This window comes from Polaromonas sp., assembly GCF_016185115.1.
Lineage (GTDB): Bacteria > Pseudomonadota > Gammaproteobacteria > Burkholderiales > Burkholderiaceae_C > Polaromonas.
Genome location: NZ_JACPOF010000004.1, coordinates 397,335 through 421,616 on the forward strand (window position 1 = coordinate 397,335; position 24,282 = coordinate 421,616).

The 24,282-nt window shown below is 60.9% G+C and carries 25 protein-coding genes; 15 read left to right on the forward strand and 10 right to left on the reverse strand.

Annotation, left to right across the window (positions count from 1 at the left end; translation table 11 throughout):
- Window positions 1-68: 68 nt before the first annotated feature.
- From HYX42_RS02615 to smpB, 5 genes are all read right to left on the reverse strand, one after another.
- Entirely contained in the window at window positions 69-911 is an 843-nt protein-coding gene (locus tag HYX42_RS02615) for an anti-sigma factor (RefSeq protein WP_293399187.1), read from the reverse strand.
- 13 nt (window positions 912-924) lie between these two features.
- Entirely contained in the window at window positions 925-1,461 is a 537-nt protein-coding gene (locus HYX42_RS02620) for an RNA polymerase sigma factor (RefSeq protein ID WP_293399190.1), read from the reverse strand.
- Window positions 1,458-1,832, reverse strand: coding sequence for a hypothetical protein (locus HYX42_RS02625; RefSeq protein WP_293399192.1), 375 nt, complete (start codon window positions 1,830-1,832; stop codon window positions 1,458-1,460). The genes HYX42_RS02620 and HYX42_RS02625 overlap by 4 nt, the downstream gene beginning before the upstream one ends.
- A 21-nt stretch (window positions 1,833-1,853) precedes the next feature.
- Window positions 1,854-2,171: a hypothetical protein gene (locus HYX42_RS02630; protein WP_293400010.1), complete on the reverse strand. Its 318-nt coding sequence runs from the start codon at window positions 2,169-2,171 to the stop codon at window positions 1,854-1,856.
- A 436-nt stretch (window positions 2,172-2,607) separates the two neighbouring features.
- Window positions 2,608-3,165, reverse strand: coding sequence for an SsrA-binding protein SmpB (smpB, locus tag HYX42_RS02635; protein ID WP_293399195.1), 558 nt, complete (start codon window positions 3,163-3,165; stop codon window positions 2,608-2,610).
- 68 nt (window positions 3,166-3,233) lie between these two features.
- On the opposite strand from smpB, the gene HYX42_RS02640 reads away from it, so the two are divergent.
- Window positions 3,234-3,680 carry a type II toxin-antitoxin system RatA family toxin gene (locus HYX42_RS02640; RefSeq protein ID WP_293399197.1) on the forward strand — a complete coding sequence of 149 codons (447 nt, stop codon included), beginning with the start codon at window positions 3,234-3,236 and terminating at the stop codon, window positions 3,678-3,680.
- Between the two features lie 10 nt (window positions 3,681-3,690).
- A complete protein-coding gene (locus HYX42_RS02645; protein ID WP_293399199.1) occupies window positions 3,691-4,023 on the forward strand; it encodes an RnfH family protein in 333 nt (110 codons plus the stop codon).
- Window positions 4,024-4,045: 22 nt separating this feature from the next.
- Here HYX42_RS02645 and HYX42_RS02650 read toward each other — a convergent pair whose 3' ends face one another.
- Window positions 4,046-4,588, reverse strand: coding sequence for a DUF4124 domain-containing protein (locus tag HYX42_RS02650; RefSeq protein ID WP_293399201.1), 543 nt, complete (start codon window positions 4,586-4,588; stop codon window positions 4,046-4,048).
- Between the two features lie 156 nt (window positions 4,589-4,744).
- Between HYX42_RS02650 and guaB the strand changes: the two genes are divergently transcribed.
- The 9 genes from guaB (at window position 4,745) to HYX42_RS02695 (ending at window position 14,204) form a co-directional block, all read left to right on the forward strand.
- Window positions 4,745-6,214 carry an IMP dehydrogenase gene (gene guaB, locus HYX42_RS02655; protein ID WP_293399203.1) on the forward strand — a complete coding sequence of 490 codons (1,470 nt, stop codon included), beginning with the start codon at window positions 4,745-4,747 and terminating at the stop codon, window positions 6,212-6,214.
- Window positions 6,215-6,334: 120 nt separating this feature from the next.
- Complete coding sequence (gene guaA / locus HYX42_RS02660; protein ID WP_293399205.1) at window positions 6,335-7,951, forward strand: glutamine-hydrolyzing GMP synthase; 1,617 nt, start codon at window positions 6,335-6,337, stop codon at window positions 7,949-7,951.
- A 163-nt stretch (window positions 7,952-8,114) separates the two neighbouring features.
- On the forward strand, window positions 8,115-8,549 hold the full coding sequence (locus tag HYX42_RS02665; RefSeq protein ID WP_293399208.1) for a group III truncated hemoglobin: 435 nt from the start codon (window positions 8,115-8,117) through the stop codon (window positions 8,547-8,549).
- A complete protein-coding gene (locus HYX42_RS02670) occupies window positions 8,542-9,789 on the forward strand; it encodes an NnrS family protein (protein WP_293399210.1) in 1,248 nt (415 codons plus the stop codon). Before HYX42_RS02665 ends, HYX42_RS02670 begins: the two co-directional genes overlap by 8 nt.
- Before the next feature lie 13 nt (window positions 9,790-9,802).
- On the forward strand, window positions 9,803-10,258 hold the full coding sequence (locus HYX42_RS02675) for an Rrf2 family transcriptional regulator (RefSeq protein ID WP_293399212.1): 456 nt from the start codon (window positions 9,803-9,805) through the stop codon (window positions 10,256-10,258).
- Window positions 10,259-10,400: 142 nt separating this feature from the next.
- A complete protein-coding gene (locus tag HYX42_RS02680; protein WP_293399214.1) occupies window positions 10,401-11,396 on the forward strand; it encodes a GAF domain-containing protein in 996 nt (331 codons plus the stop codon).
- Window positions 11,397-11,460: 64 nt separating this feature from the next.
- On the forward strand, window positions 11,461-12,093 hold the full coding sequence (locus HYX42_RS02685; RefSeq protein WP_293399217.1) for an FMN-binding negative transcriptional regulator: 633 nt from the start codon (window positions 11,461-11,463) through the stop codon (window positions 12,091-12,093).
- 265 nt (window positions 12,094-12,358) lie between these two features.
- Complete coding sequence (tadA, locus tag HYX42_RS02690) at window positions 12,359-13,753, forward strand: tRNA adenosine(34) deaminase TadA (protein ID WP_293399219.1); 1,395 nt, start codon at window positions 12,359-12,361, stop codon at window positions 13,751-13,753.
- 16 nt (window positions 13,754-13,769) lie between these two features.
- Window positions 13,770-14,204, forward strand: a complete 435-nt coding sequence (locus HYX42_RS02695; RefSeq protein WP_293399222.1) for a GNAT family N-acetyltransferase — start codon at window positions 13,770-13,772, stop codon at window positions 14,202-14,204.
- Window positions 14,205-14,221: 17 nt separating this feature from the next.
- Here HYX42_RS02695 and HYX42_RS02700 read toward each other — a convergent pair whose 3' ends face one another.
- A complete protein-coding gene (locus HYX42_RS02700; protein ID WP_293399225.1) occupies window positions 14,222-14,830 on the reverse strand; it encodes a trimeric intracellular cation channel family protein in 609 nt (202 codons plus the stop codon).
- A gap of 63 nt (window positions 14,831-14,893) precedes the next feature.
- On the opposite strand from HYX42_RS02700, the gene HYX42_RS02705 reads away from it, so the two are divergent.
- On the forward strand, window positions 14,894-15,853 hold the full coding sequence (locus tag HYX42_RS02705) for an LD-carboxypeptidase (protein ID WP_293399226.1): 960 nt from the start codon (window positions 14,894-14,896) through the stop codon (window positions 15,851-15,853).
- A 67-nt stretch (window positions 15,854-15,920) separates the two neighbouring features.
- On the opposite strand, the gene HYX42_RS02710 is transcribed toward HYX42_RS02705, so the two are convergent.
- The gene (locus HYX42_RS02710) at window positions 15,921-16,274 is read right to left on the reverse strand and encodes a hypothetical protein (RefSeq protein WP_293399227.1); all 354 of its coding nucleotides are present in this window, start codon (window positions 16,272-16,274) and stop codon (window positions 15,921-15,923) included.
- 239 nt (window positions 16,275-16,513) lie between these two features.
- On the opposite strand from HYX42_RS02710, the gene HYX42_RS02715 reads away from it, so the two are divergent.
- From HYX42_RS02715 to HYX42_RS02725, 3 genes are all read left to right on the forward strand, one after another.
- Window positions 16,514-17,950: an aldehyde dehydrogenase family protein gene (locus tag HYX42_RS02715; protein ID WP_293399229.1), complete on the forward strand. Its 1,437-nt coding sequence runs from the start codon at window positions 16,514-16,516 to the stop codon at window positions 17,948-17,950.
- 104 nt (window positions 17,951-18,054) lie between these two features.
- Window positions 18,055-18,984, forward strand: coding sequence for an adenylate/guanylate cyclase domain-containing protein (locus HYX42_RS02720; protein WP_293399231.1), 930 nt, complete (start codon window positions 18,055-18,057; stop codon window positions 18,982-18,984).
- A 53-nt stretch (window positions 18,985-19,037) separates the two neighbouring features.
- Window positions 19,038-21,563, forward strand: coding sequence for a penicillin acylase family protein (locus tag HYX42_RS02725; protein ID WP_293399233.1), 2,526 nt, complete (start codon window positions 19,038-19,040; stop codon window positions 21,561-21,563).
- A gap of 283 nt (window positions 21,564-21,846) precedes the next feature.
- Here the strand turns inward: HYX42_RS02725 and katE are convergent, their stop codons facing one another.
- Window positions 21,847-24,021 (reverse strand): catalase HPII, encoded by a 2,175-nt coding sequence (katE, locus tag HYX42_RS02730; RefSeq protein ID WP_293399235.1) that lies wholly within the window; start codon window positions 24,019-24,021, stop codon window positions 21,847-21,849.
- A 103-nt stretch (window positions 24,022-24,124) separates the two neighbouring features.
- The gene (locus tag HYX42_RS02735; RefSeq protein ID WP_293399237.1) at window positions 24,125-24,274 is read right to left on the reverse strand and encodes a hypothetical protein; all 150 of its coding nucleotides are present in this window, start codon (window positions 24,272-24,274) and stop codon (window positions 24,125-24,127) included.
- Window positions 24,275-24,282 lie beyond the last annotated feature (8 nt).

Below are 24,282 nucleotides of genomic sequence, written 5' to 3' on the forward strand. Positions count from 1 at the left end.
TTGTTAATATGGAAGTTAACATTGTTAAGTTCTATATTAACAAACAGGCATTTCAGCCCCGTCGTACATCAAAGCTGCTGATACACCAACTGGGCCAGTTTCATCAGCTCCTCTTTTGACACGGGCCCGCTGAGCGCATAACCAAAACCCTGCTCGACCCAGTAAAACGAGGGCACAGGCCCGTCAGCGCTGTAGCGGAAGGCGGTTTCCTGGCTGTTCGGCTTTTCGGCCGGTGGTGTTGCCGTTGCCGTACCTGGCTTTGCCGGGTTGCCGTCCACCGAACCGAGATACAGCGTCAGGCGCAGACCTGCCTGATTCTGGAACATGAACTGCGCCCGCGCGCCACCTTCGCCGGGCAGCAGCCGCCCACCGACCAGTTCATAACCCTGGCTGGCCAGCACCGGTACCTTGAGCGGCTTGCCCACGCGTTTTGACAGCCACTGCACCAGATGCTCCTGCTGCGCGGCAGTGACTTCAACCGGATGCCGCACTTCAGGGGAATACACGGCATGGGCCAGCGACGCCTGGTGAATAAACCCCTGCGGCGCCTTGCCGGCAGCCATCAGTTGCGCCGGGGTATTTGAAAGCTGGCCATGGGACAACCAGCCCACGCCGAAAGCCAGCGTGACGGCCGCAGCCATGCCGCCCCAGCGCCACCACTGGTCAAGCTGCTGGCGGCTTTGCCGGCCGCGTCTTGCGGCTGCCAGCAGTGCGTCGGGGATGGCCTCGTCAAGCAGCGGGCGGTGCAGGGCACGCAGGGATTCGCGCTGCGCCTGCCATGCGTGCAGGGTGTCCAGTGCGTCGGCATCGCCGCCCAATTGGGCTATCGCTTTGGCCTGCTCGTCAGGTTTCAGGCGGCTATCGACCAGCGCGTTGATACGGTCGTGAAGGAAGTCGTCGTTCTTGTCCATGATCTTCAGGCCCTTATTTCATTCGCCGCAACACGGCAGGAGAGGCGGCCTGCGCGGGCAGGGCAGGGGTGGCCGGGTTGTCCATCAGCTCGCGCAGCCGGCTGCGGGCGCGCGACAGGCGCGACATCACCGTGCCCACCGGCACGCCGGTGATTTTGGCAACTTCTTCATACGAGAGGTCCTCCAGGCTGACCAGCAGCAGCACCACACGCTGTTCTTCGGGCAGGCGCAGCAGGCAGCGCTGCAGGTCTATCGCCTGTGCATCGCCAGCTTCGGGCGCGACCAGCTCGTGCTCAACGTCATCAACAGCAACAGCTACTCCTGCTGAAGATTGGCGCACGGCACTGCGCACCTGGTTCACATAAACGTTGTGCATCAAGGTAAACAGCCAGGCGCGCAGATCGCTGCCGACCACCCACAGCCGCCATTTGGAACAGGCGCGCTCAAGGGTGTCCTGCACCAGGTCATCGGCCTTCCACGCGTCGCCAGTCAGTGAGCGTGCGTAACGCCTGAGCCCGGGAATGTAGTCCGTGAGGGGGAAGTCCGTCATGTCCTGCCCGTTGAGTGAGGTTTATGCCGGTGTACGTGGTTCATTGCCAGCCCGGCAGGCAGCAGCCCTTCAAAAAGCGCGCTGATTTTTGCAAGTTGCAGGCTGGCCTCCCGCTCACCGAAGCGGGCAGAAAAAACCCGCATCAGCTCACTGCGCATGTACCAAAGCGTCAGTACATCGTCGCACATCCGGATGCGCAGCCGCAAGCGGTCGTCATCTGTCAGCCGCCCGTCCCGTGGGACGTCCAGGCACTGCAACATCAGTTGTTTGATAGGCTCGACTGACTGTGTGAAGCCCGGTGGCCGGGGGGATGTCCGCAGCGCGGACAACCAGTCCCTGACACTTTCTGACCAGCGCATGGCGACCTGCATGACCAGCGCCTGTTGCTGGACTCAGGGCCTGGCGACGTGCCAGATGTTCATGAAGTTGTCGCCGGTCTTGTCGCCCGGCTTGCTGTCCTTGGCCCAGTAATACAGTGGCTTGCCTTTGATGGCCCACTGTTTTTTGCCGTCGTCGCGCGTGATGACCATGTAGTCGCCCATGGCCTTGTCCGCGTCCGCTGCCATCAGCGGCGGCCAGTTGGTGGCGCAGGGGCCGTTGCAGACCGACTTGCCGCTGCCGGCGGTATCGCGGTCAAAGACATAAAGCGTCATGCCGTTGGGGCCGACCAGCATGCCGTCGGTGACCTTGGCTGGGCCGTTGTCGGCCATGGAGGCGCAGCCGCCCAGCAGGGCCGCCGTCAGGACGGTAAGGGGGAGCAGTTTGTGCAGCAGCTTCATGGAAATCTCCGGTCAGGTGGTTGGCGGGTGTTGTCTGTCGGTGGCAGGCCTGAAGGGGCCTGTACCGGGATAAACACCGGCCGTGACTGGTTTATTCCATGATTTGGAAAATAAAACCGCAGGCGACTCCCTGCGGGAACCTTCGACAGGCTCAGGACGAACGGAAATAGGGAAAGCGAGCGTGGCTTCGCAAGCAGGGGCCGCGGAACTGGCTTCGCCAGGCCGCAGGCGCAGCGGCCCCCTCTGGGGGCAGCAGGTTATTGGGGTCAGACGCCAATTTCGCTTCAGTGCAAAGCACTGCACCCTTGGGGCGAGCCGAAGGCTCGGCGAATTTGGACTCTGACCCCAAAAACCTGCGTGGGGGTCATTACCGGCGATTGTTTTTCATCGCGCGTTCAACCTCGCGCTTGCCTTCGCGGTCCTTGATGGTGTCGCGCTTGTCGTGCTCGCCCTTGCCCTTGGCCAGGCCCACGTCACATTTGACCTTGCCCGCCTTCCAGTGCAGGTTGAGCGGCACCAGGGTGTAGCCCTTCTGCTCGATCTTGCCTATCAGGCGGCGGATCTCGTCCTTGTGCATGAGCAGCTTTTTGGTCCGCACCGAGTCCGGCCTGATGTGGGTCGAGGCGGTGCCCAGCGGGTTGATCTGGCAGCCGATGATGAAAAGCTCGCCATTGCGGATGACCACATAGCCGTCGGTCAGCTGCACCTTGCCTTCGCGCAGGGACTTGACTTCCCAGCCTTCCAGCACCATGCCCGCCTCGAAGCGCTCTTCAATGTGGTAGTTGAACATCGCCTTCTTGTTGTCGGCAATGCGCACGGCAGCCGCCGCGGCTTTGGGTGACACATTCGCAGGCCGATTGTTTCTGGATTTCCCGGACGATACGGCGTCGGACTTCTTGGAGGGTGATGCTTCTTTGGTGGCCATAAGGTGAAGATATGGGCGCCCATTGAAAAGTACAGTGACTTATACAATTGCGCCCAACTCTCTATTGTATGAAAACAGTCCACAAGTCCGTCCTCATCTGGTACAGCGCTGCAGAAATGTTCTCCCTCGTCACCGATGTGGCCAGCTACCCCGAGTTTTTGCCCTGGTGTGACGAGAGCACGATCATCGAGGAAGACGCCAGCGGCATGACGGCCAAAATCGGTCTGTCCATGGCGGGCATCAAACAAAGCTTCACCACCCGCAACACCCACGTCAAGGACAGCAAGGTTTCGCTCAGGCTGGTGGACGGGCCATTTTCCAAACTCGACGGCCAGTGGGAGTTCAAACCCGTTGGCAAGGCTGAAGAGCGCGCCTGCAAGATTGATTTCACGCTGGGTTATGACTTCGACAACGCCGCGCTGGCGGCGCTGGTCGGCCCGGTGTTCGACAAGATCGCAGGCAGCCTGGTCGATGCCTTTGTCAAGCGTGCCGGTGAAGTCTACGGTGAACCCTGAACGGGAGGCGATGCTGAAGATTGTCCTTGTCTATTCACCTGCACCCAAAGAGGTGAGGGCGTGGCCGCTGGACATGGCGGCAGGCAGCACCGTCGCAGATGCGTTGAAAAGCTCAGGCCTTTTCGACGAATTTCCCGGTCTCGAATCAATGCCCCTGCTGGTCGGCGTATGGGGCAGGCGCTGCGACCCGGCGCAGGTATTGCAAGACAGGGATCAGGTAGAGGTTTATCGCGGCCTGAGGGTGGACCCGAAAGTTGCCCGCCGGGAACGCTTCAACAAGCAGGGCATCAAGCGCGCCGGGCTTTTTTCGTCAACCCGGGCCGGGGGCAAGGCAGGTTACTGAAGCCGGCTTTGGCGAGAGGGCCTTACAGCCCGCCTTTGCAGCTTGAGTCGATGATGTCCTGAATCCGCTTTGTTTCCGCAGCACGCCTGGCGTCATCAAACACCTCACGTTCGCCGTTTGCATTGAGTGACGAGACGCGCACACCTGACTGCAGCGTGGTCATGGCAGTTTTGGCGCGGGCGCAGTTTTCAAGCCTGGCCTTGTTGGTCTTTTCCTCGTCAGCCTTCTTTTTGGCGTTTTCTTCTTCTTCGGCTTTCTTCTTGCGCGCTTCGAGCTCGGTGTCGCGGCCGGACAGTTTGGGGGCGCTGGCTTTGGGCGCCGCCGCCGTTGCGCCGCCCCCTTGCGCGGCTGCATCGGCTGCCTCCGCTGCCGGTACAGCGCGCGCCGCCGAGCCCGGAGGCCGCTTCAGAATGCTTTTTTCGGGAATGTCACCGGGCGGCGAGCGGTCGCTGAATACCTTGCGGCCGTCCTTGTCCAGCCATTGCCACTGGGCCACGGCTGCAACGGTGAAAGATCCGGCTGCAAGGGCCAGAACGAGGGTTTTCAGGAGCTTTGTGACTTTCATCTGCCCAGTTTAACGTCGCAGCCCATGGTTTGGATGGCAACAAAGCGCACGAAATGCCGCAAGCTTACATGCCTTCACAAGCTGAGGGGTTGCCCTCAGGGTTAGTACGGACCGGTCCGGGCGCAAGGGTACAATCGTGTTTTTGGAGCCATCCCTATGCGCCTACTCGGCAAAGCGCTCACCTTCGACGACGTATTGTTGGTGCCAGCGTTCTCCCAGGTCCTGCCCAAGGACACCTCACTTTCCACCCAGTTTTCCCGCAATATCCGCCTGAACCTGCCGCTCGTGTCGGCAGCCATGGACACCGTCACCGAGGCCCGGCTGGCGATATCCATCGCCCAGGAAGGCGGTATCGGCATAGTCCACAAGAACTTCACGCCCCAGCAGCAGGCCGCTGAAGTCGCCAAAGTCAAACGCTACGAGAGCGGCGTGCTGCGTGACCCGGTCGTCATCACCCCCACGCACACGGTGCGCCAGGTCATGGCGCTGAGCGAGCAGCTCGGCATCTCGGGCTTCCCCGTCATCGACGGCGGCAGGGTGGTCGGCATCGTCACCGGCCGTGACATGCGCTTCGAGTCGCGCATGGATGTACCTGTCAGCACCATCATGACGCCGCGTGAGCGCCTGATCACCATCTCGGAAACCGCCTCGCTTGAAGAAGCCAAGGCACTGCTCAACAAGCACCGCCTTGAACGCGTGCTGCTGGTCAATGACAATGATGAGCTCAAGGGCCTGATCACCGTCAAGGACATCACCAAACAGACCACCTTTCCCAATGCGGCGCGTGATGCGCGCGGCCAGCTGCGCGTGGGTGCTGCAGTCGGCGTGGGCGAGGGCACCGAAGAGCGCGTCGAGGCGCTGGTCAGGGCCGGCGTCGACGCCATCGTGGTCGATACCGCCCACGGCCACAGCAAGGGCGTGATTGACCGCGTGCGCTGGGTCAAACAGAACTACCCGCACATCGACGTCATAGGCGGCAACATCGCCACCGGCGCTGCAGCGCTGGCCCTGGTTGAAGCCGGCGCAGACGGCGTCAAGGTCGGCATAGGCCCCGGCAGCATTTGCACCACCCGCATCGTCGCGGGTGTGGGTGTGCCGCAAATCATGGCCATCGACAACGTGGCCACCGCGCTGCGCGGCACCGGCGTGCCATTGATTGGCGACGGCGGCATCCGCTACAGCGGTGACATCGCCAAGGCGATTGCCGCTGGCGCCAACACCGTGATGATGGGCGGCATGTTTGCCGGCACTGAAGAAGCGCCCGGCGAGGTGATTTTGTTCCAGGGCCGCAGCTACAAGAGCTACCGCGGCATGGGCAGCATTGGCGCCATGCAGCAGGGCAGTGCCGACCGCTACTTCCAGGAATCGACCACCGGCAACCCGAATGCCGACAAGCTGGTGCCCGAAGGTATTGAAGGCCGGGTGCCCTACAAGGGCTCCATGGTCGCCATCATTTATCAGATGGCCGGCGGCCTGCGTGCCAGCATGGGCTACTGCGGTTGCCCGACGATTGAAGACATGCGCGACAGGGCGGAGTTCGTGGAAATCACTTCCGCCGGCATTCGCGAGAGCCATGTGCACGACGTACAGATCACCAAAGAAGCCCCCAACTACCGGGCTGACTGAGCCCCCACGCTTGTCACTTCGTGTACTGCGCTGCCCCCCGAGGGGGCTAATTTTCCTAGGGGCGGCCCGTCGGAAAATTGACGCTTCGTTTTAGGCCCCGGGTAGCGACTGAATAAATCAATGCAGCACCAGAAAATCCTCATCCTCGATTTCGGCTCACAGGTCACCCAGCTCATCGCACGCCGCGTGCGCGATGCCCATGTGTTTTGTGAAGTTCACCCCTGCGACGTCAGCGACGACTGGGTGCGTGAATACGCGAAAGACGGCACGCTCAAGGGCGTCATCCTCTCCGGCAGCCATGCCAGCGTGTATGAGGACACGACAGACAAGGCGCCAGCCGCCGTATTCGATCTGGGCATCCCCGTGCTGGGCATCTGCTACGGCATGCAGACCATGGCGCACCAGCTGGGCGGCAAGGTCGAAAGCGGCCACAAGCGCGAGTTCGGCTCGGCCGATGTTCGCGCGCGCGGCCACACTGCCCTGCTCAAAGACATTGCCGACTACACCACGCCCGAAGGGCAGGGCATGCTCGACGTCTGGATGAGCCACGGCGACAAGGTCACCGAAATGCCGCCCGGCTTCAAGCTCATGGCCTCGACCGATTCCTGCCCGATTGCTGGCATGGCCGATGAAGAGCGGCGTTTCTACGCCGTGCAGTTCCACCCGGAAGTCACGCACACCAAGCAGGGCAACGCCATCCTCAAGCGCTTTGTGCTGGACATCTGCGGCACGCGTCAGGACTGGATCATGGGCGACTACATCAGCGAGGCGGTTGAAAAAATCCGCGCGCAGGTGGGCGATGAAGAAGTCATTCTGGGCCTGTCCGGCGGTGTCGATTCATCGGTTGCAGCCGCGCTGATTCATCGCGCCATCGGCGACCAGCTGACCTGCGTGTTTGTCGACCACGGCCTGCTGCGCCTCGATGAAGGCGACATGGTCATGGAGATGTTTGTGGGCAAGCTGCACGCGAAAGTCATTCGTGTGGATGCTGCAGACCAGTTCCTCGGCCATCTGGCCGGCGTGAGCGAACCGGAAGCCAAACGCAAGATCATCGGACGTGAATTTGTCGAGGTCTTCAAGGCCGAGGCTGCCAAACTGAAAGCCGGTACCGGCGGGCACAAAGGTGCGAAGTGGCTGGCCCAGGGCACGATTTACCCCGATGTGATCGAGTCTGGCGGCGCCAAAAGCAAGAAGGCCGTCACCATCAAGAGCCACCACAACGTCGGCGGCCTGCCGGAGCAGTTGGGTCTCAAGCTGCTCGAGCCGCTGCGCGAACTGTTCAAGGACGAAGTGCGCGAGCTCGGTGTCGCCCTCGGCCTGCCGCACGACATGGTCTACCGCCACCCCTTTCCCGGCCCGGGCCTGGGCGTGCGCATCCTCGGCGAAGTCAAAAAGGAATACGCCGACCTGCTGCGCCGCGCCGATGCCATCTTTATCGAAGAACTTCGCAACTTCAAGGACGAATCCGGCAAGACCTGGTACGACCTCACCAGCCAGGCTTTCACCGTGTTTTTACCGGTCAAGAGCGTGGGCGTGATGGGCGATGGCCGCACCTACGACTATGTGGTTGCCCTGCGCGCCGTGCAGACCAGCGACTTCATGACTGCAGACTGGGCCGAGTTGCCCTATGCGCTGCTCAAGAAGGTGTCGAGCCGCATCATCAACGAAGTGCGCGGCATCAACCGCGTGACCTACGACGTCAGCAGCAAGCCGCCTGCGACGATTGAATGGGAGTGAGAGGGCTGCTCCCGGTCATTTAATGACCGGGAACAACCGGGCTGTTTGTATGAACTTGCTCGCAGGTCTGGGATTCAAGGCACCCTGAGTTTGATGCGCATCAAAGGCGGTGCAGCAATAAAGGAAGTCTTCATAAGATCTATTTACAATACATCTTATGAATATGACGACATCTTCAATGCCTCAGGGCGCTACGCCCGGACCCGGCCTTTGCACCGAGGCCGAGGTCTACACCCTCGTGCACGCGTTCTATGCAAACGTCCGTCAGGACGAAGTGCTGGGGCCGATCTTTAACGCCCATGTCAATGACTGGAACCTCCATCTGGCGAAGCTGGTGGATTTCTGGTCGTCCATCCTCAGGCGATCCGGCAGGTTCTCGAGTGCGCCCATGCCCAGGCATGCTGCACTGCCGGGTCTCTCGGCCGCGCTGTTTCAGCGATGGTTGCGGCTGTTCCGGGAGAATGCGGCGGCGCAGTCCAATCAGGCGATGAGCGGGCTGGCCTGTGCGACGGCGGAGCGCATCGCGCAAAGCCTGTGGATGGGCTATCAGATCAGCCGCGATCCTGACGCCGTGCCCACGGAGCTTGCCGGTGGCTGAGTTGCTGCAGATCCGGGAGCCCGGGATGCCGAAGCCTAGTGCCCCCCAATGGGCCGCCTTTCTTGAACTGGGCTTCCGGCCGCTGTACCTGGCCGGCTGCTTCTGGGCCGTCGTGTCGGTGGCGCTCTGGGTATTCGCGCCCCAGTGGCTGGGTGGCTCCCTCACGGGCGTCATCTGGCATGCGCATGAAATGCTCTGGGGGTTCATCGCCACCATCGCGACAGGCTTCCTGCTCACGGCGGGCAGCAACTGGACGGGGATCAATCCGCTCAAGGGGCCGGCGCTCGGCGGCCTGTGTCTGCTCTGGGTTCTGGCAAGGACAGCTTATCTCGTACCCGGCACTACAGCCTTCGCGCTGGCCGCGACCAGCGAGCTTCTGTTCTTCGTCTGGTCAGCCCTGTCTCTGGGTCGTGCCATTTACGGGACGCGTAACCGGCGCAACTATGGGGTGCCGTTGCTGGTACTTGCGCTTGGCCTGGCCCATGCCCTGTTTCAGTGGGCGGCGTGGCAGGGCGACCATGCACTGCTCATGCATTACTTCAACACCGGTCTGCAGTGCATGGCGGTCATCGCTCTGCTCGTGGCGCGGCGAGTGATCCCGTTTTTCGCGATGCGTGCGGTCCCTGGCCTGCAGATTCCGATGCACACGCGTACCGGCCATTGGCAGCTGGTTGCGGGTGGCCTTGCCATTGGTTGCGGCCTGCTGGGCTGGGCGGGTGCAACGGCGCTGTTCCTGTCCGTTGCGGGCGTGATCGCCCTGGTGCAGTTATGGGGCTGGAAGCCCGTTGCAGTGCGGCGCGTGCCGTTGCTCTGGATCCTCTATGTTGGCTACGCCGCCCTCGGTTTGGGCTTGCTTGTGGCAGGCGCGCATGCAGCGGGGTTCATACTGCGCGCTGCCTGGCCGGCGCATGTGATCGGCGTGGCGGGGTTGTCGGTGCTGATCATGGGCATGGTGACGCGCACGGCATTGGGTCATCTGGGGCGGCCCCTGCGCGCGGACTGGCTCGTCGTATGCTGCTATGGGCTTGTAATCACCGCCGCTGCCTTTCGCCTTTTCGCGCTGCTGCCCACTGGGCTGGCATCCGGCGCTTTGCACGCTTCCGCCGGCAGCTGGATGCTGGCCTTTGCCCTTTATTTGTGGCGATTCTTTCCGATGTTGATCCGTCCGCGCAGCGACCAGGCTGCAACGCCAGCTCCCAATGCCGGAAAGATCCCGGTGCGCCCGCACCCGCCGCAATGACCGGAGCTTGTCCATGCGACTGACAACGATGACCGACTACGCTTTACGCCTGCTCATGTACGTGGCGCAACGACCCGAACGCCTGTGCACCATCTCGGAGATCGCCCAGGCTCATGTCATCTCGGAAGCACACCTGATGAAAGTCACGCACCAGCTCGGACTGCAGGGCTGGATAGCGACCGTTCGCGGAAAGGGCGGCGGCATGCGCCTGGCTCACGCGCCGGGAGACATCAACCTGGGTGCGGTGGTACGCAGCATTGAACCGGACTTCGCGCTGGTCGAGTGTTTCGCGAGCGGAAACCAGTGCATGCTTCAGGGCCAGTGCCGCCTCGCCGATGTGCTGGGCGGTGCCCTGCAGAGCTTTATGTCGCACCTTGATGGTTTTTCGCTGGCCGATCTGTTGCCCGGTACCGATCTGCCCGCGGCGACCGGTCTGCACATGCAGCTTAAGCCCGTGCGAATGCCATAAACAATGTGTTGCCTGTTGCTGCGACAGAACGCACTCCGTAAATACTTCATGAATTCCGGTTTTTCAGGCTCTCCTTTAAATCTGCTCGGGCTGTGCCGGCGTACACCCAGGATAAAACGTCTCGAACCTAACCGGATTTCGCATGCTCGCCGCACCTGTCCCTGAGAATGACGCCCAGCGTCTGGCCGCCTTGCGCGGCAGTTTCTGCGCTTACGCCCCCCGTGAAGAGCGCTTTGACCGCATTACCCGCACCGCCAAACGGCTGCTTCATGTGCCCATTTCGGTGATTTCCATCGTCGAGCAGGACGAGCAGTGGTTCCGCTCGGTGCAGGGTCTGGAGGTAGACCACACGCCGCGTGACGTGTCTTTCTGCGGCCATGCGATTGCCCTGAACAGGCCGCTGTGTATCCCGGACACCTGGGACGACCCGGACTTTCGTGATAACCCGTTGGTGACGGGCGCGCCTGGCATTCGTTCCTACCTCGGCTGGCCGTTGTACATCGCGCCGGGTATGGCTGTGGGATCGCTGTGTGTGATTGACACCATGCCCCGCCAGTTCGGACCCGAAGATTTCGAAGCGCTGGCCGACCTTGCGGCCATGGCCGAGGCAGAGCTTCGCATCAGCGCCATGTCCGACATCCAGAACCGGCTGATGCTCAGGCTGAGCGCCCTGGAGCGCAAAGGCGCGCTTGACCCGCTGACCGGCTGCTGGAATATCCGCGGCTTCCGTGATTTGCTGGCCATTGGGGTTGAAGACGCCCGCAGCCGCGGCACAGACCTGGCCATTTGCAGCATGCGCATCGATGATTTCGACGCGCTGGCTACCGCCGCCGGCGTGACCAACGCGGATGCCGTCACGCTGATGCTTGCGCAGGTGCTGCGCCAGCGCCTGCCGCACAGGGGCGCACTGGCACGGCTGGGGCCAACACACTTCTGCGCGCTGGTGCCGGCGCAGTCGCCTATGGAACTGGAAAACGAGCTCGGCAAGCTCACGTTTCCCAAAGCCACCATCAACCTGCCGGACAGCAAGATATCCATCGAACTGCCATTGGCCATCAAGATATCGTGGCTGGCAGAGATGGACCCCAAGGCCGGTCCCGAAGCACTCTGGGCGCAGGCGCTCAGCGCCAAGGGCTGACCCGCCGCACAGGGTGGCTGGCAGAATGGGCGGTCCAGAGACCAGCCCACAAGAGGCCAGCCCCATGTACCTTCCCCCGCAATTCAAGGCCAAAGACGACGCGCATGCCTGGGCGCTGATACGCAGCCACCCCTTTGCGCAGCTGATTTCAACCGACGATGAAGGTCTGCCTTTAGTCACGCTTTTGCCGCTGCATCTTGAGTTGGCCGATGACGGGCAGGCCACACTGCTCGGCCACTGCGCCAGACCCAACCCGCACTGGCGCTACCTTGCAGCCCGGCCCAAAGCCGTGGTGACCTTCATGGGCCCGCACGCCTACATGACACCCCGCGTCTACCCGGACCTGCTGCGCGTGCCGACCTGGAACTACCTGGCCGTCAACTGCACGGTCGAGGCGCGGTTGATAGAAACCTTCGACGACAAGGACAGGCTGCTCAAACACCTGATCCATGACCATGACCCCGCTTATGCGGAGCAGTGGAAGTCATTACCTCTCGACTACCAGCAAAAGATGATGACCGGCATCGTGGCGTTCGAGCTCAAGGTGCTGGAGGTTCAATGCAAGATCAAACTCAACCAGCACCGGCCCGAGGCGCATGCAGCCATGCGGGCGGGTTACGCGGCAGGCAGCGAGGATGAGCAGGCGCTGGCCCAGTGGATGGACAGGCTGGGTTTGGGCGCTTCTGGCACGATCTGACGGATGTGTGATTGCTATCGTTTCAGTAGCTGCTCGCGTGCGTATTTATTGGCCTGCAGCCATATTTGGCACCTGAAAATGGCATTTTCAGGGCTTTTTTGAGCATTTTTTGTGTTCGCAGCACTGCTGAAAACAAAAAAGTTAATATGGAAGTTAACTTTTTGCTATTTTTTAACATCTACATTAAAAAATTAACGTAGATATTAAATTTGTTCCTGAACCGACAGATCACCGCCTCCTGCAGCCCTGACAAAATAAACGCCTCATGACCACAACCCAATTTATGCAGCTGGCCCTGGCCCAGGCGCGCGAAGCCGCCGCCGCAGGCGAAGTGCCGGTGGGCGCGGTGCTGGTGCGCAATGGCGAAGTCATCGCCACAGGGCGTAACGCCCCGATTGACGGGCACGACCCCACCGCCCACGCCGAGATCGTGGCCCTGCGCGTCGCCGCGCAAAAACTGGGCAACTACAGGCTTGAGGATTGCGAGCTCTACGTCACGCTGGAGCCCTGCGCCATGTGCGCCGGCGCCATGCTGCACGCCCGCCTGAAGCAGGTGGTGTTTGGCGCGGCAGACCCCAAGACCGGCGCGGCCGGATCGGTTGTCAACCTGTTTGCCGAACAAAAGCTGAACCACCAGACCCAGGTGACGGGCGGAGTGTTGGCCGAAGAAAGCAGCGCCTTGCTGCAGGGATTTTTCCAGCAACGCCGCAGCGACCAGCGCGACGCGGCAAGGCGACTGCACCCGCTGCGCGACGATGCGCTACGCACACCCGATGCCGCGCTCGAAGATTTGCCTGGCTACCCCTGGGCGCCCAACTACATCAGCGACCTGCCGGCGCTTGGCGGCCTGCGCATGCATTACCTGGATGAACAGGGGCAGGGTAGTTCTGCCGGCCTGACCTTCCTCTGCCTGCACGGCAACCCGGCCTGGAGTTACCTGTACCGCAAGATGATTCCCGTGTTTCTCGAAGCCGGCCACCGCGTCGTCGCGCCCGACATGCCCGGCTTCGGCAAAAGCGACAAACCCAAGCGCGAAAGCTTTCATACCTTTGACCAGCACCGGCAGACGCTGCTTGAGTTCGTCGAACGGCTGGATCTGCAGAACGTCGTGCTGGTCGTTCAGGACTGGGGCGGCCTGCTCGGCCTGACCCTGCCCATGGCCGCGCCGCGGCGCTACATGGGGCTGCTGGTCATGAACACCATGCTGGCTTGCGGTGATGCGCCTTTGTCCAAAGGTTTTCTGGCCTGGCGGGAGATGTGCGCCAAAAACCCCGAGTTCGATGTCGCACGCCTCTTTTCACGCGGCAACCCACAGATGACAGCGGCAGAATGCGCAGCCTACAACGCACCTTTCCCCGACCGCGGCCATCGCGCCGCACTGCGCGCGTTTCCGTCCATGGTGCCGGAATTTGAAGATTCGGGCGGCGCGGCGGTATCGCGTGAGGCGAGGGACTTCTGGCGCAGCCGCTGGTCAGGCCAGACCCTGATGGTCGTCGGCGCGCAGGACCCGGTGCTGGGTTTGCCGGTGATGCAGCAATTGAAGGCCACGATTCGCGGTTGCCCGGAGCCTGTGGTGATTGAGGAGGCTGGGCATTTTGTGCAGGAGCATGGGGAGGCGATTGCGCAAATGGCTATTGGCGTGTTTGACAAATCAACTTGAGGCACAGCTCGTTCACATGCATTCCATCCGGATGATGACCATTGCCGACCACGACGCAGTGGTCAGGCTCATGAAGGAAACACCGGGCGTCATGTTCAGGGATGCCGACTCGCAGGAGTCAACAGCCCGGTATCTCCAGCGCAACCCAGGTCTGAGCTTCGTTTGTGAAGTGGATGGCCAGCTCGTCGGCTGCATCATGTGCGGCCACGATGGCCGACGTGGCTACCTGCAACATCTCATCGTCCTCCCGGCGCACAGGCGCAAGGGCATCGCGAATGCGCTGGTCGAAAGCTGTGTTGATGAACTTGAAAAACTGGGCATTTTCAAGAGCCATGTTGATGTGATGAAGACCAACACCTTGGCTGCGGCGTATTGGGAAAGCCAAGGCTGGAAGCTGCGATCTGATATTGACCGCTTTTCTCTGGTTCGCTCTGGCGCCGCTAACGCCTGATCTGCCAGGCAGGCTGTCTATCGCGGCAACTGAAACACCGGCAATCCCCACCCCAGAAAAATCGCACTCAGCCGCAGCGCCACCACGGCGATCATCCCAACCCAAAACGCAAGCGGCTCGCGCAAACCGAGTGCCTTGAGCGCCAGGTAAAGCGAGATGCCGGCAATCGCGGCGCTGGCGTAGATGTCCTGACGCAGCAGCAGCGGAATCATGTTGCTGCAGATATCACGCATCACGCCGCCCGCCACGCCGGTCATGGTGCCCATGAGGACGACGATGATGGGCGAGAGCCTGGCTTTCTCGGCCAGTTGCGCGCCCGATAGCGCAAACAACGCCAGCCCGAGCGCGTCGGCAATCAGCAAGGCCTTGGAAGGAATCGGAAAGACCTGAACATAGGCAACGGTGCCCAGCGCCGCCGCCAGGATGACCCACAGATAGACCGGATTGCCCATCCAGAACACGGGGTGGCGGTTCATCAGCACATCGCGCAGGGTGCCGCCGCCAATGGCGGTGAGTGATGCCAGAACAATCACGCCAAGTAAATCGAGTTCAAGCCGGCCGGCGGCGAGCGCACCGCTGACGGCAAAAACAGCGACACCGGCGAGATCGAGGAAGTAGAGCAGCATGGTTGAGGCCGTTTATACCGCGCCGGACGCGGCTCCCAGCGTTGCGGTGGGATACTTGCAGCCGTGAAAAAACATATCTACATCTATTCGCCGTCGAGCGCCGTGCGCGACAAGGCCGCTTTCAAACGGGGCGTGAAGCGCCTGCAGGCCCTGGGCCATGAGGTTGAGGTCGATGAGGCGGCGCTGGCCAAGTACCAGCGTTTTGCTGGTGATGACGCTACCCGCCTGGCTGCGATTGACCGGGCTGCGGCCAGCGGCGCCGATGTGGCACTGATAGCGCGTGGCGGTTATGGCCTGACGCGCATCCTGCCGGCCATCAACTACAGGGCCGTCGCCAAAGCCATAGACAAGGGCACCCGTTTTGTGGGTCTCAGCGACTTCACAGCCTTCCAGATGGCGCTGCTCGCCAAGACCGGCGCCGTGACCTGGGCCGGGCCTGCGGTGGGCGAGGATTTTGGTACACCCGATACACCTGATGACATCATGGAAGCGTGCTTTGACGACCTGATCACGGGGCAGGGCGAGGGCAGCGGCTGGACCTTGCCGAAAACTTCAGCCTTTGACAAGTCATTTCAGGTGAAGGATGCAGTGCTCTGGGGCGGCAACCTGGCCGTGCTGGCCTCACTGGTGGGCACGCCCTACCTGCCCGCCATCAAGGGGGGCATTCTGTTTGTCGAAGACGTGGCAGAGCACCCCTACCGTGTTGAGCGCTTCATGACGCAATTGCTGCATGCCGGTGTGCTCGCTTCGCAAAAAGCCATCATCTTCGGCCAGTTCAGCAACTACAAACTGGTGCCCGGTTATGACAGTGGCTTCAACATGGCGGCGGTGGTGGCCAGGCTGCAAAGCCAGGTTAAAGCGCGCATCCTCACAGGGCTGCCGTTTGGCCACGTGGCCACCAAGGTGTTGCTGCCGGTAGGTTTGAAGACAACGCTGGCAGTGGAGGGCAGGGATGCGTTTGTATTGTGGGGGCACCTGCATGCCGGCGGCGACGGGCTTCACGGTCATCACCATCACCCCTGATGGTCAAGGCGAAACGCCCATAAAAAAACCGCCCCGGAGGGCGGTTTGAAGTCCTTGGTGTCTCTTATTATCGAAATCTGAAACTGGCCTTGCCGCTCAGGCTCTTGGGCAGAAGGCCCTTGAACTGGCCACTGATGTCGGCAATCTTCTCGCGTGCCACTGTCTCGCCATGGGTATTGGCAAGAATCGCCATCACGTCACTGCGCGCATACCAGAGACCTTGAATATCTGGCGCGTAACGCACACGGCGGGTGACTGCCGGAAACTTCTTTTCACCGTACTCACCGAGCTCCTTCAACATGCGCTGGCGGATGGCTTCAATGCGGTGTTCTAGTGCCACAGGCGCTGGGTCGCTACGCCCCAGAAGGGCCATGTAGCTGCTTTTAAGCTGGGGCAGGAAAGAGGCGGTGAGTGCGCGCATGGCTTGCTGTAATACTTAAATGGTTCACTGAGGAAACTATTCTTCTGTAAGATTAAGACTACATGAGGTTTCCGGCAAGGGGATTGCCACCAGTCCGTGTTGCTCGAACAACATATAAATCAACGAGTTAGTAACCAAATGTCAAGTTGATTCTGGCTTTGGACAATGTTCAGGGCAGCAAACCTGCCTGCTACAGGGCTCGAACCAGCAAAACCCGCCCGTACTTACACATACAAAAAATGACAAACACTACCGTTTACCCGTCGCACTACATCAACGGCCAATGGGTCAAGGCAACTTCTTCAGAAACCCTGCCTGTCCATGACTCCAGCACTGAAGAACTGATGGCGACTGTGCCCTCAGGCACTGCTGCTGAAGCCGAGGCTGCCGTTCTGGCCGCACGCAAGGCATTCGACAGCTGGTCGGCCTTGCCCGTAGAGACACGTGCTGCCTATATAGACAAGGTGGCAGCAGGCGTGAAAGCCCGGACGGAAGAATTGGCCGTGGCGATTGCACGCGAAGTAGGCATGCCGCTGAAGATGGCACGCGCCGTGCAGGTCGGCGGCCCGGCCTGGCACTGGGGCAACTTCGCAAAGATTGCACGCAACTTTGAATGGGAAAAGAAAGTTGGCAATTCGCTGGTGGTGCGAGAGGCGATCGGGGTGGTCGGCTGCATCACGCCGTGGAACTTCCCGCTCAGCCAGATCACACTGAAGATCGCGCCCGCCATGGTTGCCGGTTGTACGGTGGTGCTCAAGCCCAGCGAGATCGCGCCGGTCAACGCCATGATTCTCGCTGAAATCATTCATGAGGCGGGCATTCCCGCCGGCGTCTTCAACCTGGTCAACGGCAGCGGCCCCGAGGTGGGCGAGGTGCTTGCGACACACCCGGAAGTTGACATGGTGAGTTTTACCGGCTCGACCCGCGCCGGCAAGCGTGTCAGCGAATTGGCCAGCCAGACAGTCAAGCGCGTGGCACTTGAATTGGGTGGCAAATCGGCCAGTTTGATTCTTGAAGATGCCAATCTGGAAGCCGCCGTCAAGGGCACCATAGGTGCCTGCATGCTCAACAGCGGCCAGACCTGCTCGGCCCACACCCGCATGCTCGTGCCCGCCAGCCGCTACGAGGAAGCCAAGGCGCTGGCGCAGGCAACCATCGCCAAATTTGGCATTGGCCCCAGCCTTGAGGAAACCAGCAAGCTGGGCCCTCTGGTCAGCGCGGCCCAGCGCGACCGCGTGCTCGGGTTCATCAAGACCGGCATTGACGAAGGCGCAGACGTGATTGCAGGCGGTGCGGAGCCACCAAAAATGGACAAAGGCTATTTTGTGCAGCCCACCATCCTGGGCATCAAACCGACTGATACGCTCGCCCAGGAAGAAATCTTTGGCCCGGTGCTGGTGGTCATTCCATACAAGGATGAAGAAGAAGCCGTGGCGATTGCCAACAGCACCATTTATGGGCTGGGGGGCGCGGTCTGGGGTGGCTCGGATGAACGCGCCATCCAGGTGGCCCGCCGTATGCGAACCGGGCAGGTGGACATCAACGGCGGCCCGTTCAATGCGAACGCGCCGTTCGGTGGCTACAAGCAGTCGGGCAACGGACGCGAAAACGGGGTCTACGGCTTCGAGGAATTCCTTGAGTTCAAGTCGCTCCAGCTGAAGCCGGTTGCCGTCTGAATCATCTGGTTCTGGTCACCCGGGCTGCTTTTTGCACTGCTGCCCGCGCCTGTCACGGGACGTGTGATTTAATAACTTGAGTCACACTTTCCAACAAAAAACGAATGGCTGAAGTTACCGTCGTCTTTGCCGACCTTACCGGCAGCACAGGCGTTTTTGAATCGCTGGGCAATGCAAAGGCAACCCAGGCGATTACCCGTTTGACCCAATGGATAGGGAAGGTGTGCACCGCACAGGGCGGGGAAGTCGTCAAAACGCTGGGTGATGGTGTGTTGATGGTGTTTGCCGACAATACGGCCGCCATAGAGTCCGTCACCGAAATGCAGCGGGTCCACTCCGAGCGCATCAAGACCTGGCCTGACAAGCTCAAGATGCATTTGCAGGTAGGCATGGCACGCGGCGAGGTCATAGAGCAGAGCCAGGACTATTTCGGTGATGCAGTAAATGTGGCGTCGCGGCTGTCGGACCTGTCCGGCCCGGACCAGATTCTCGCGACTGACGTGGTCATCGACAGCCTGGCGCCTGACAGCCTTGTGCGCTTTCGCAGCCTGGGCGCGATGGACATACGTGGCCGCAATGAAAGTTGCAACGTCTACCGCGTGGAATGGCAAAACGAGGTGCTGTCAGACTTTTTCACGGTGCCCGCGCCGCTTAACATTTCGCCGTTTGCGCCCAAGGGCACACCGCAATTGGGCTCGATAGCGCTGTCCTGGCTGGACGTCGATGCTTCGTTCACGGCCGAGCAACTGCCCGTGCATCTGGGCCGTGACGCCGATGCGCAATTCGTTGTCAATGACCCGCGCGTGTCGCGCCTGCATGCCAAGATCATGTGGCGCGCCGGCAAGTTTTACCTTGAAGATGTCAGCAGCTACGGTACCTGGGTACGTTTTGCCGGCGGCGATGCCATCATTGCCCTGCGCCGGCAGGAATGCGTGCTGCTGGTTGAAGGCGAGATTGCGCTGGGTGCGCCTTTCGAGGATTTCACCGTGCCGACGGTGAGTTTCAAGTTTCCGTCTGCTGCCCGCGCACGCTGACAAGGCACAAACAGCGTACCGGCTGCGCGGCACATTACCTGAAATCCCCACACATGATCTGGTTCAAACGGGTTCTCTGGTCTGTGTTGCTGCTGCTTCTGCTGGCGGCCGCCTTCATCGCTTTTTATATCTACCGGACCTTCCCGGCGCTGGACGGTGACCTGCGCGCAGCCGGCCTGCAAGCGCCGGTCAGCGTGGCACGCGATGGCGCTGACGTCACCCACATCAGGGCGCAGTCGCCGCACGATGCCTGGTTTTCACTCGGTTATGTGCATGCACAGGAGCGCGGCTGGCAGCTTGAGTTCAACCGCCGCGTGATGCACGGCGAGCTGTCTGAAGCTTTCGGCCCTGCCACGCTGGAGACCGACAAGCTGCTGCGGACCCTGGGCATCATGCGCGCGGCAGGGCAGCAATGGCAGAAGCTGCCGCCGGAAGGCAAGGCGGCGCTGCAGGCCTACAGCGACGGCATCAGTGCCTTTTATGCAGGCTCGTCGCAGGCGCTTTCGCCGGAGTTTCATATCCTGCGCGTCAAGCCGGGCGGTGCATCCGGCAAACCCTGGACACCGCAGGACGGGATAGGCTGGTCGCTGATGATGGCGCTGGATCTGGGCGGCAACTGGGGTACCGAGTTTGCACGCCTGACCGCCGCCAAAAGCGTGAACACCGCAACGCTCTGGCAGCTGTTCCCCCCCTATCCGGGCGAGCAGCCTGCTTCAAACACCGACTTCTCAAAGCTTTACACGGGCCTGAATATCTACCGCAAGGCGATACCTGATCCGGCTGCCGTGAAAACCAGCGCAGGCGATTTGAACAGCGCAATGGTCGCCATGGCCGGTGGCATCAACGACTGGGCGCGCGGCCTCGGCATTGTTGACGGCAAGGGCTCCAACAGCTGGGTGGTGGCAGGCGCCCGCACCGCCAGCGGCAAACCGCTGCTGGCCAATGATCCGCATCTGGGCCTTTCAGCGCCTGCCATCTGGTACTTTGCGCGCCTGTCAGCACCGGCAGGCAAAGCGGCCGACGGCAGCATGTCAGCGCCCATAGACGCCATGGGCGCAACCCTGCCGGGCCTGCCATTTGTGGTGCTAGGCCGCACCAGCAAAGTCGCCTGGACATTTACCAATACCGCGCCGGACGTGCAGGATCTTTATCTCGAGCAGATCAACCCCGCCAACCCGCGCCAGTACCGCGTGCCTGCGCCGGGCGGCGCCGTGGCCTGGGAAGACTTCAAAACCCGCGACGAATCCATCAAGGTCAAGGGCGAGGCGGATGTGCTGCTCACGGTGCGTGAAACCCGCCACGGCCCTGTGCTCAGCGATGCGCAGAAGCCGCATGCCGAACTGCTGGACACGAAACGATTTGTGCTGGCGCTGGGCTGGGGCGCGCTCGAGGCCGACAACCAGACCATTCTTGCCGGCCTGCGCGCCAATCAGGCCCAGTCGGTCGATGAGGTGATTGCAGCTTTCTCGGCCTACCACTCGCCGATGCAGAACCTGGTGACGGCCGATGTGTCGGGGCAGATGGCTTTCAAGGCGATTGGCAAGGTGCCGCTGCGCAAGCCTGAGAACGACATTCTGGGCCTGGCGCCGTCGCCCGGCTGGGAGGCGCGTTACGACTGGGCCGGTTGGCTGCCCTATGCCCAGACGCCTGAAACCCGGCAGTCCGCGATCGAGGCCAAAGGCTGGCTGGCAACAGCCAACCAGCGCATCACGCCGCCGGGCTATCCCTTCTTTATTGGCCAGGACTGGACGGTTCCCTACCGCCACGACCGCATAGACCAGTTGCTGGCGGCCAGACCGAAACACGACATGGCCAGCATGCAGGCGGTGCAGGCTGATGTGCTGTCACCCGCCACCGTCCGGCTTTTGCCTTTTCTGCAAAAGTCATTGCAGCAAGCCGCCGCGTCACCGCTGACAGATCAGGTGCGGCGTGCCATGCAGGGCTTTGACGGCAGCATGCGCGCCGGGCAGGCTGCACCGCTGGTGTTCGCGGCCTGGGCCGACGAGCTGACGCGTGGCGTGCTCGGCGGCAAGCTGGGCAAGGATCTCTTCGGCACGCTGTATGGCAAACGCCATTTCCGAAGCACGATTGAAGCCATCATGGAGGCGGATGACGTGGCCTGGTGCGGCATTGCAGGTTGTGCCGCGCAGTCTGCTGCGGCGCTTCAAAGGGCATTGAACAGGCTGCAGGCCGAGTACGGCAGCGACATTGGTCAATGGACCTGGGGCAGGGCGCACCAGGCGCTGTCTGCCCACCGTCCCTTTGCCAATGTGCCGCTGTTTGCCAGATTTTTTGATGTGAAGGTGCCCACCGGGGGCGACACCTTTACCGTCAACGTGGGGCAGTACTGGTCTGTCGACGGCAAGACGGCCTTCACCAGCCGGCAAGCGGCATCGATGCGGGCGGTTTACGACATGGCGGATCTGGAGAATTCGCGTTTTATTTACCAGACCGGGCAGAGCGGGCTGGTGTTCTCAAGCCGCTATCGCGACATGCGCGATACCTGGGCGGAGGTGGGCCACCGTCCGCTGCAGATGAACCCGGCCGTCATCGCGCATCAGCTGACCCTTATTCCCTGAGGCCCAGAGGCGCCCAACCTTGCCTTAAAGGGAATTTGAGGCAGCAGAAATGCTATAAATAATATAGCTGCCCACGTATGTATCTATTGGCCTGGAGCCACTTTTTGGCATCAGAAATGCCCATTTGGGGCTCCTGAAAGCGGTTTTTAATCGCCTGAATCCAATGCCAAAGCCATAAAAACAGCTATATTAGCTGTTTTTATGGCTTTTTTATGCCGGATTCTGCTGGCAGGCCAATGCAGTAAGGGTTTTTTTGCTACTGAATTAGTAGCAAAAATCCACATCAGGCGGGTACGGCGTCCACATTAGCCCTGTCCCAATGCCGGTGCTGGGCCATTGCAGCCATGAACTCCTGCGCCAACTGGCCTTCAGGTGCCTTGCGCGCATCGCCGACGATCACGCCTGCGGCCGGCTGGGTGACCTGTTCGGCATTCTTGCCCTGGGAAAAACCAAGTGAAGCCAGCAATTGAATACCTTCGTTCACGGCACAAATCGGCTTGCAGTGTTTGTAGGCTTCCAGCACAAAGTGAACTGCTTCGCCCATGGCACACATCGCCGCGGCACTTTGCGCGCCGCCTGCGACAAGCACGGCATCAAACATCACCGATGGCATGTTGGTGAACGTATGGTCCACCGGCAGTTGCCTGCCACTGCCAGTACTGACACTGCCCAGATGGGGTCCAATGATCTTGCACACCACACCCGCCTGAACCAGGTCGTGCTGAATGTGCTTGATGGTGGCGGGCTCCACACCGTCAGCTACCAGGATGGCGACCTTGCGGGTCTTGATGCTGCCATCAGGGCGGCCGACCATGCGCAGGGCAGGGTCCTCGTCAACCTTGTTGGTGATGCGGTAATCGCGAAAGCCAAGGCGTCCAGCGGCGGCTTTGGCGTCAGGGGCACCAATGCCCAATGGGGCGGCCACGCGGGTGGCCAGCTTCTGGTCGACGTGCGCCAGGTTATCAACCATGCGCTGGCGGATTTCAGGCACTTCAACTTTTGACAGCTCAAAGCGGAAAGCCGCCACGATATGGTCTTTTTCTACCGCGCTCTGGCTGTTCCAGAACAGTGTGGCCTGCGAAAAGTGATCGTCGAAGGAAGGGCTGCGTGCACGTACTTTGGGTGATTCAAGCTCTTCCTTGAAAGACTGAAAGCCCTGAGCCGAGCCATCAACCCTGAACTCTGTCCCATCGCCCAGCGTATTGGGCTCATAGGCCACGCGACCCTTGTTGACCGTCTGCCTGTGAATGCCGTCACGCTGGAAATTGTGGAAAGGGCAAACGCCCTTATTGATGGGAATCTCATGAAAGTTTGCGCCGCCCAGTCGCGAGAGCTGGGTATCTGTGTATGAAAACAGTCGGCCCTGCAGCAGGGGGTCGTTGGAAAAATCGATGCCGGGCACCAGGTGGCCAGGGTGAAAAGCCACCTGCTCGGTTTCGGCAAAAAAATTGTCAGGGTTGCGGTTGAGCACCATCTTGCCGATGAGTTGCACCGGTACCTGGGATTCAGGAATCAGTTTGGTCGGGTCAAGAATGTCAAAACCCAGTTCACCTTCCTTGCCTGCATCCACGATCTGCACGCCGAGTTCCCACTCAGGGAAATTGCCGCTCTCAATCGCCTCCCAGAGGTCTCGCCGGTGAAAGTCGGCATCCTTGCCGGCAATTTTCTGGGCTTCGTCCCATGCCAGGCCATGAATGCCGAGCTTGGGTTTCCAGTGAAACTTTACAAAGTGTGAATCGCCACGGGAATTGACGAACCTGAAGGCGTGGATGCCGAAGCCCTCCATCATTCGGTAGCTGCGCGGTAATGCGCGGTCCGACATGGCCCACATCAGCATGTGGGTGGATTCCGGCATCAGTGTTGCAAAATCCCAGAAAGTGTCGTGTGCGCTGGCTGCCTGCGGCATGCCATGGTGCGGCTCAGGCTTCACGGCATGGATCAGGTCCGGAAACTTGATGGCGTCCTGAATGAAGAAGACTGGGATGTTGTTGCCGACGAGATCGTAGTTGCCCTCAGCCGTATAGAACTTGACGGCAAAACCACGCACATCGCGCACCGTGTCCGCAGAGCCGGTGGAACCAGCAACGGTTGAAAAACGCACAAATACCGGGGTTTCGATGTCCGGGTCCTGCAGAAAACCTGCCGTGGTGTACGGAGCCATCGACTTGTAGGGTTTGAAATACCCATGGGCGCCCGACCCCCGTGCGTGCACCGCGCGCTCAGGAATCCTCTCATGGTCGAAATGCGTGATTTTCTCGCGCAGTATGAAGTCTTCAAGAAGGGTGGGCCCGCGCGCACCCGCCCTCAGCGAGTTGTGGTTGTCAGGGATGGCGAGGCCCTGGTTGGTTGTCAGTGCGTGGACGGTCGTCTCTGTGTAGCTTTCAAGCTGTTGCTGCTTGGCTTTGGCGGCTTCAGGGAGTTTGGTGGCGCCGGCAGCTTTGCGCTTGGATACAGACATGAATATTCCTGGTGAAGGGGGTGGGAAGGAAGGTCAGGGGGTGGACAGGCAAGGGTGACCTGCGCTGGAAATCTGCGCGATTTAACCGAACCTGAAACCGGACCTAAAAATCAAGAAGGCTTTCAATGAGCTTGATGCTCGCGGACAGGGTGACTGCCACGGGTGCTCCCACAAACTCCGGCAACTTGCCATATCTTCTGGTGGCCTGAATTGAACGAGGCACCGCGCCTGAATGTAGGGCTGCAATGTTCATGATGGTTC

Bases quoted from the DNA above. Each gene is read 5' to 3' on its own strand.
- HYX42_RS02645 (WP_293399199.1), top strand. From the start codon at position 3,691: ATGCTGAAGATTGTCCTTGTCTATTCACCTGCACCCAAAGAGGTGAGG.
- HYX42_RS02625 (WP_293399192.1), bottom strand. From the start codon at position 1,832: ATGCAGGTCGCCATGCGCTGGTCAGAAAGTGTCAGGGACTGGTTGTCC.
- HYX42_RS02710 (WP_293399227.1), bottom strand. From the start codon at position 16,274: ATGCGCGCACTCACCGCCTCTTTCCTGCCCCAGCTTAAAAGCAGCTAC.
- HYX42_RS02695 (WP_293399222.1), top strand. From the start codon at position 13,770: ATGCATTCCATCCGGATGATGACCATTGCCGACCACGACGCAGTGGTC.
- HYX42_RS02735 (WP_293399237.1), bottom strand. From the start codon at position 24,274: ATGAACATTGCAGCCCTACATTCAGGCGCGGTGCCTCGTTCAATTCAG.
- HYX42_RS02700 (WP_293399225.1), bottom strand. From the start codon at position 14,830: ATGCTGCTCTACTTCCTCGATCTCGCCGGTGTCGCTGTTTTTGCCGTC.
- tadA (WP_293399219.1), top strand. From the start codon at position 12,359: ATGACCACAACCCAATTTATGCAGCTGGCCCTGGCCCAGGCGCGCGAA.
- HYX42_RS02640 (WP_293399197.1), top strand. From the start codon at position 3,234: ATGAAAACAGTCCACAAGTCCGTCCTCATCTGGTACAGCGCTGCAGAA.
- HYX42_RS02685 (WP_293399217.1), top strand. From the start codon at position 11,461: ATGTACCTTCCCCCGCAATTCAAGGCCAAAGACGACGCGCATGCCTGG.
- HYX42_RS02615 (WP_293399187.1), bottom strand. From the start codon at position 911: ATGGACAAGAACGACGACTTCCTTCACGACCGTATCAACGCGCTGGTC.
- HYX42_RS02650 (WP_293399201.1), bottom strand. From the start codon at position 4,588: ATGAAAGTCACAAAGCTCCTGAAAACCCTCGTTCTGGCCCTTGCAGCC.
- HYX42_RS02725 (WP_293399233.1), top strand. From the start codon at position 19,038: ATGATCTGGTTCAAACGGGTTCTCTGGTCTGTGTTGCTGCTGCTTCTG.
- HYX42_RS02720 (WP_293399231.1), top strand. From the start codon at position 18,055: ATGGCTGAAGTTACCGTCGTCTTTGCCGACCTTACCGGCAGCACAGGC.
- HYX42_RS02665 (WP_293399208.1), top strand. From the start codon at position 8,115: ATGACGACATCTTCAATGCCTCAGGGCGCTACGCCCGGACCCGGCCTT.
- HYX42_RS02675 (WP_293399212.1), top strand. From the start codon at position 9,803: ATGCGACTGACAACGATGACCGACTACGCTTTACGCCTGCTCATGTAC.
- HYX42_RS02630 (WP_293400010.1), bottom strand. From the start codon at position 2,171: ATGGCCGACAACGGCCCAGCCAAGGTCACCGACGGCATGCTGGTCGGC.
- guaA (WP_293399205.1), top strand. From the start codon at position 6,335: ATGCAGCACCAGAAAATCCTCATCCTCGATTTCGGCTCACAGGTCACC.
- HYX42_RS02620 (WP_293399190.1), bottom strand. From the start codon at position 1,461: ATGACGGACTTCCCCCTCACGGACTACATTCCCGGGCTCAGGCGTTAC.
- smpB (WP_293399195.1), bottom strand. From the start codon at position 3,165: ATGGCCACCAAAGAAGCATCACCCTCCAAGAAGTCCGACGCCGTATCG.
- katE (WP_293399235.1), bottom strand. From the start codon at position 24,021: ATGTCTGTATCCAAGCGCAAAGCTGCCGGCGCCACCAAACTCCCTGAA.
- HYX42_RS02680 (WP_293399214.1), top strand. From the start codon at position 10,401: ATGCTCGCCGCACCTGTCCCTGAGAATGACGCCCAGCGTCTGGCCGCC.
- guaB (WP_293399203.1), top strand. From the start codon at position 4,745: ATGCGCCTACTCGGCAAAGCGCTCACCTTCGACGACGTATTGTTGGTG.
- HYX42_RS02715 (WP_293399229.1), top strand. From the start codon at position 16,514: ATGACAAACACTACCGTTTACCCGTCGCACTACATCAACGGCCAATGG.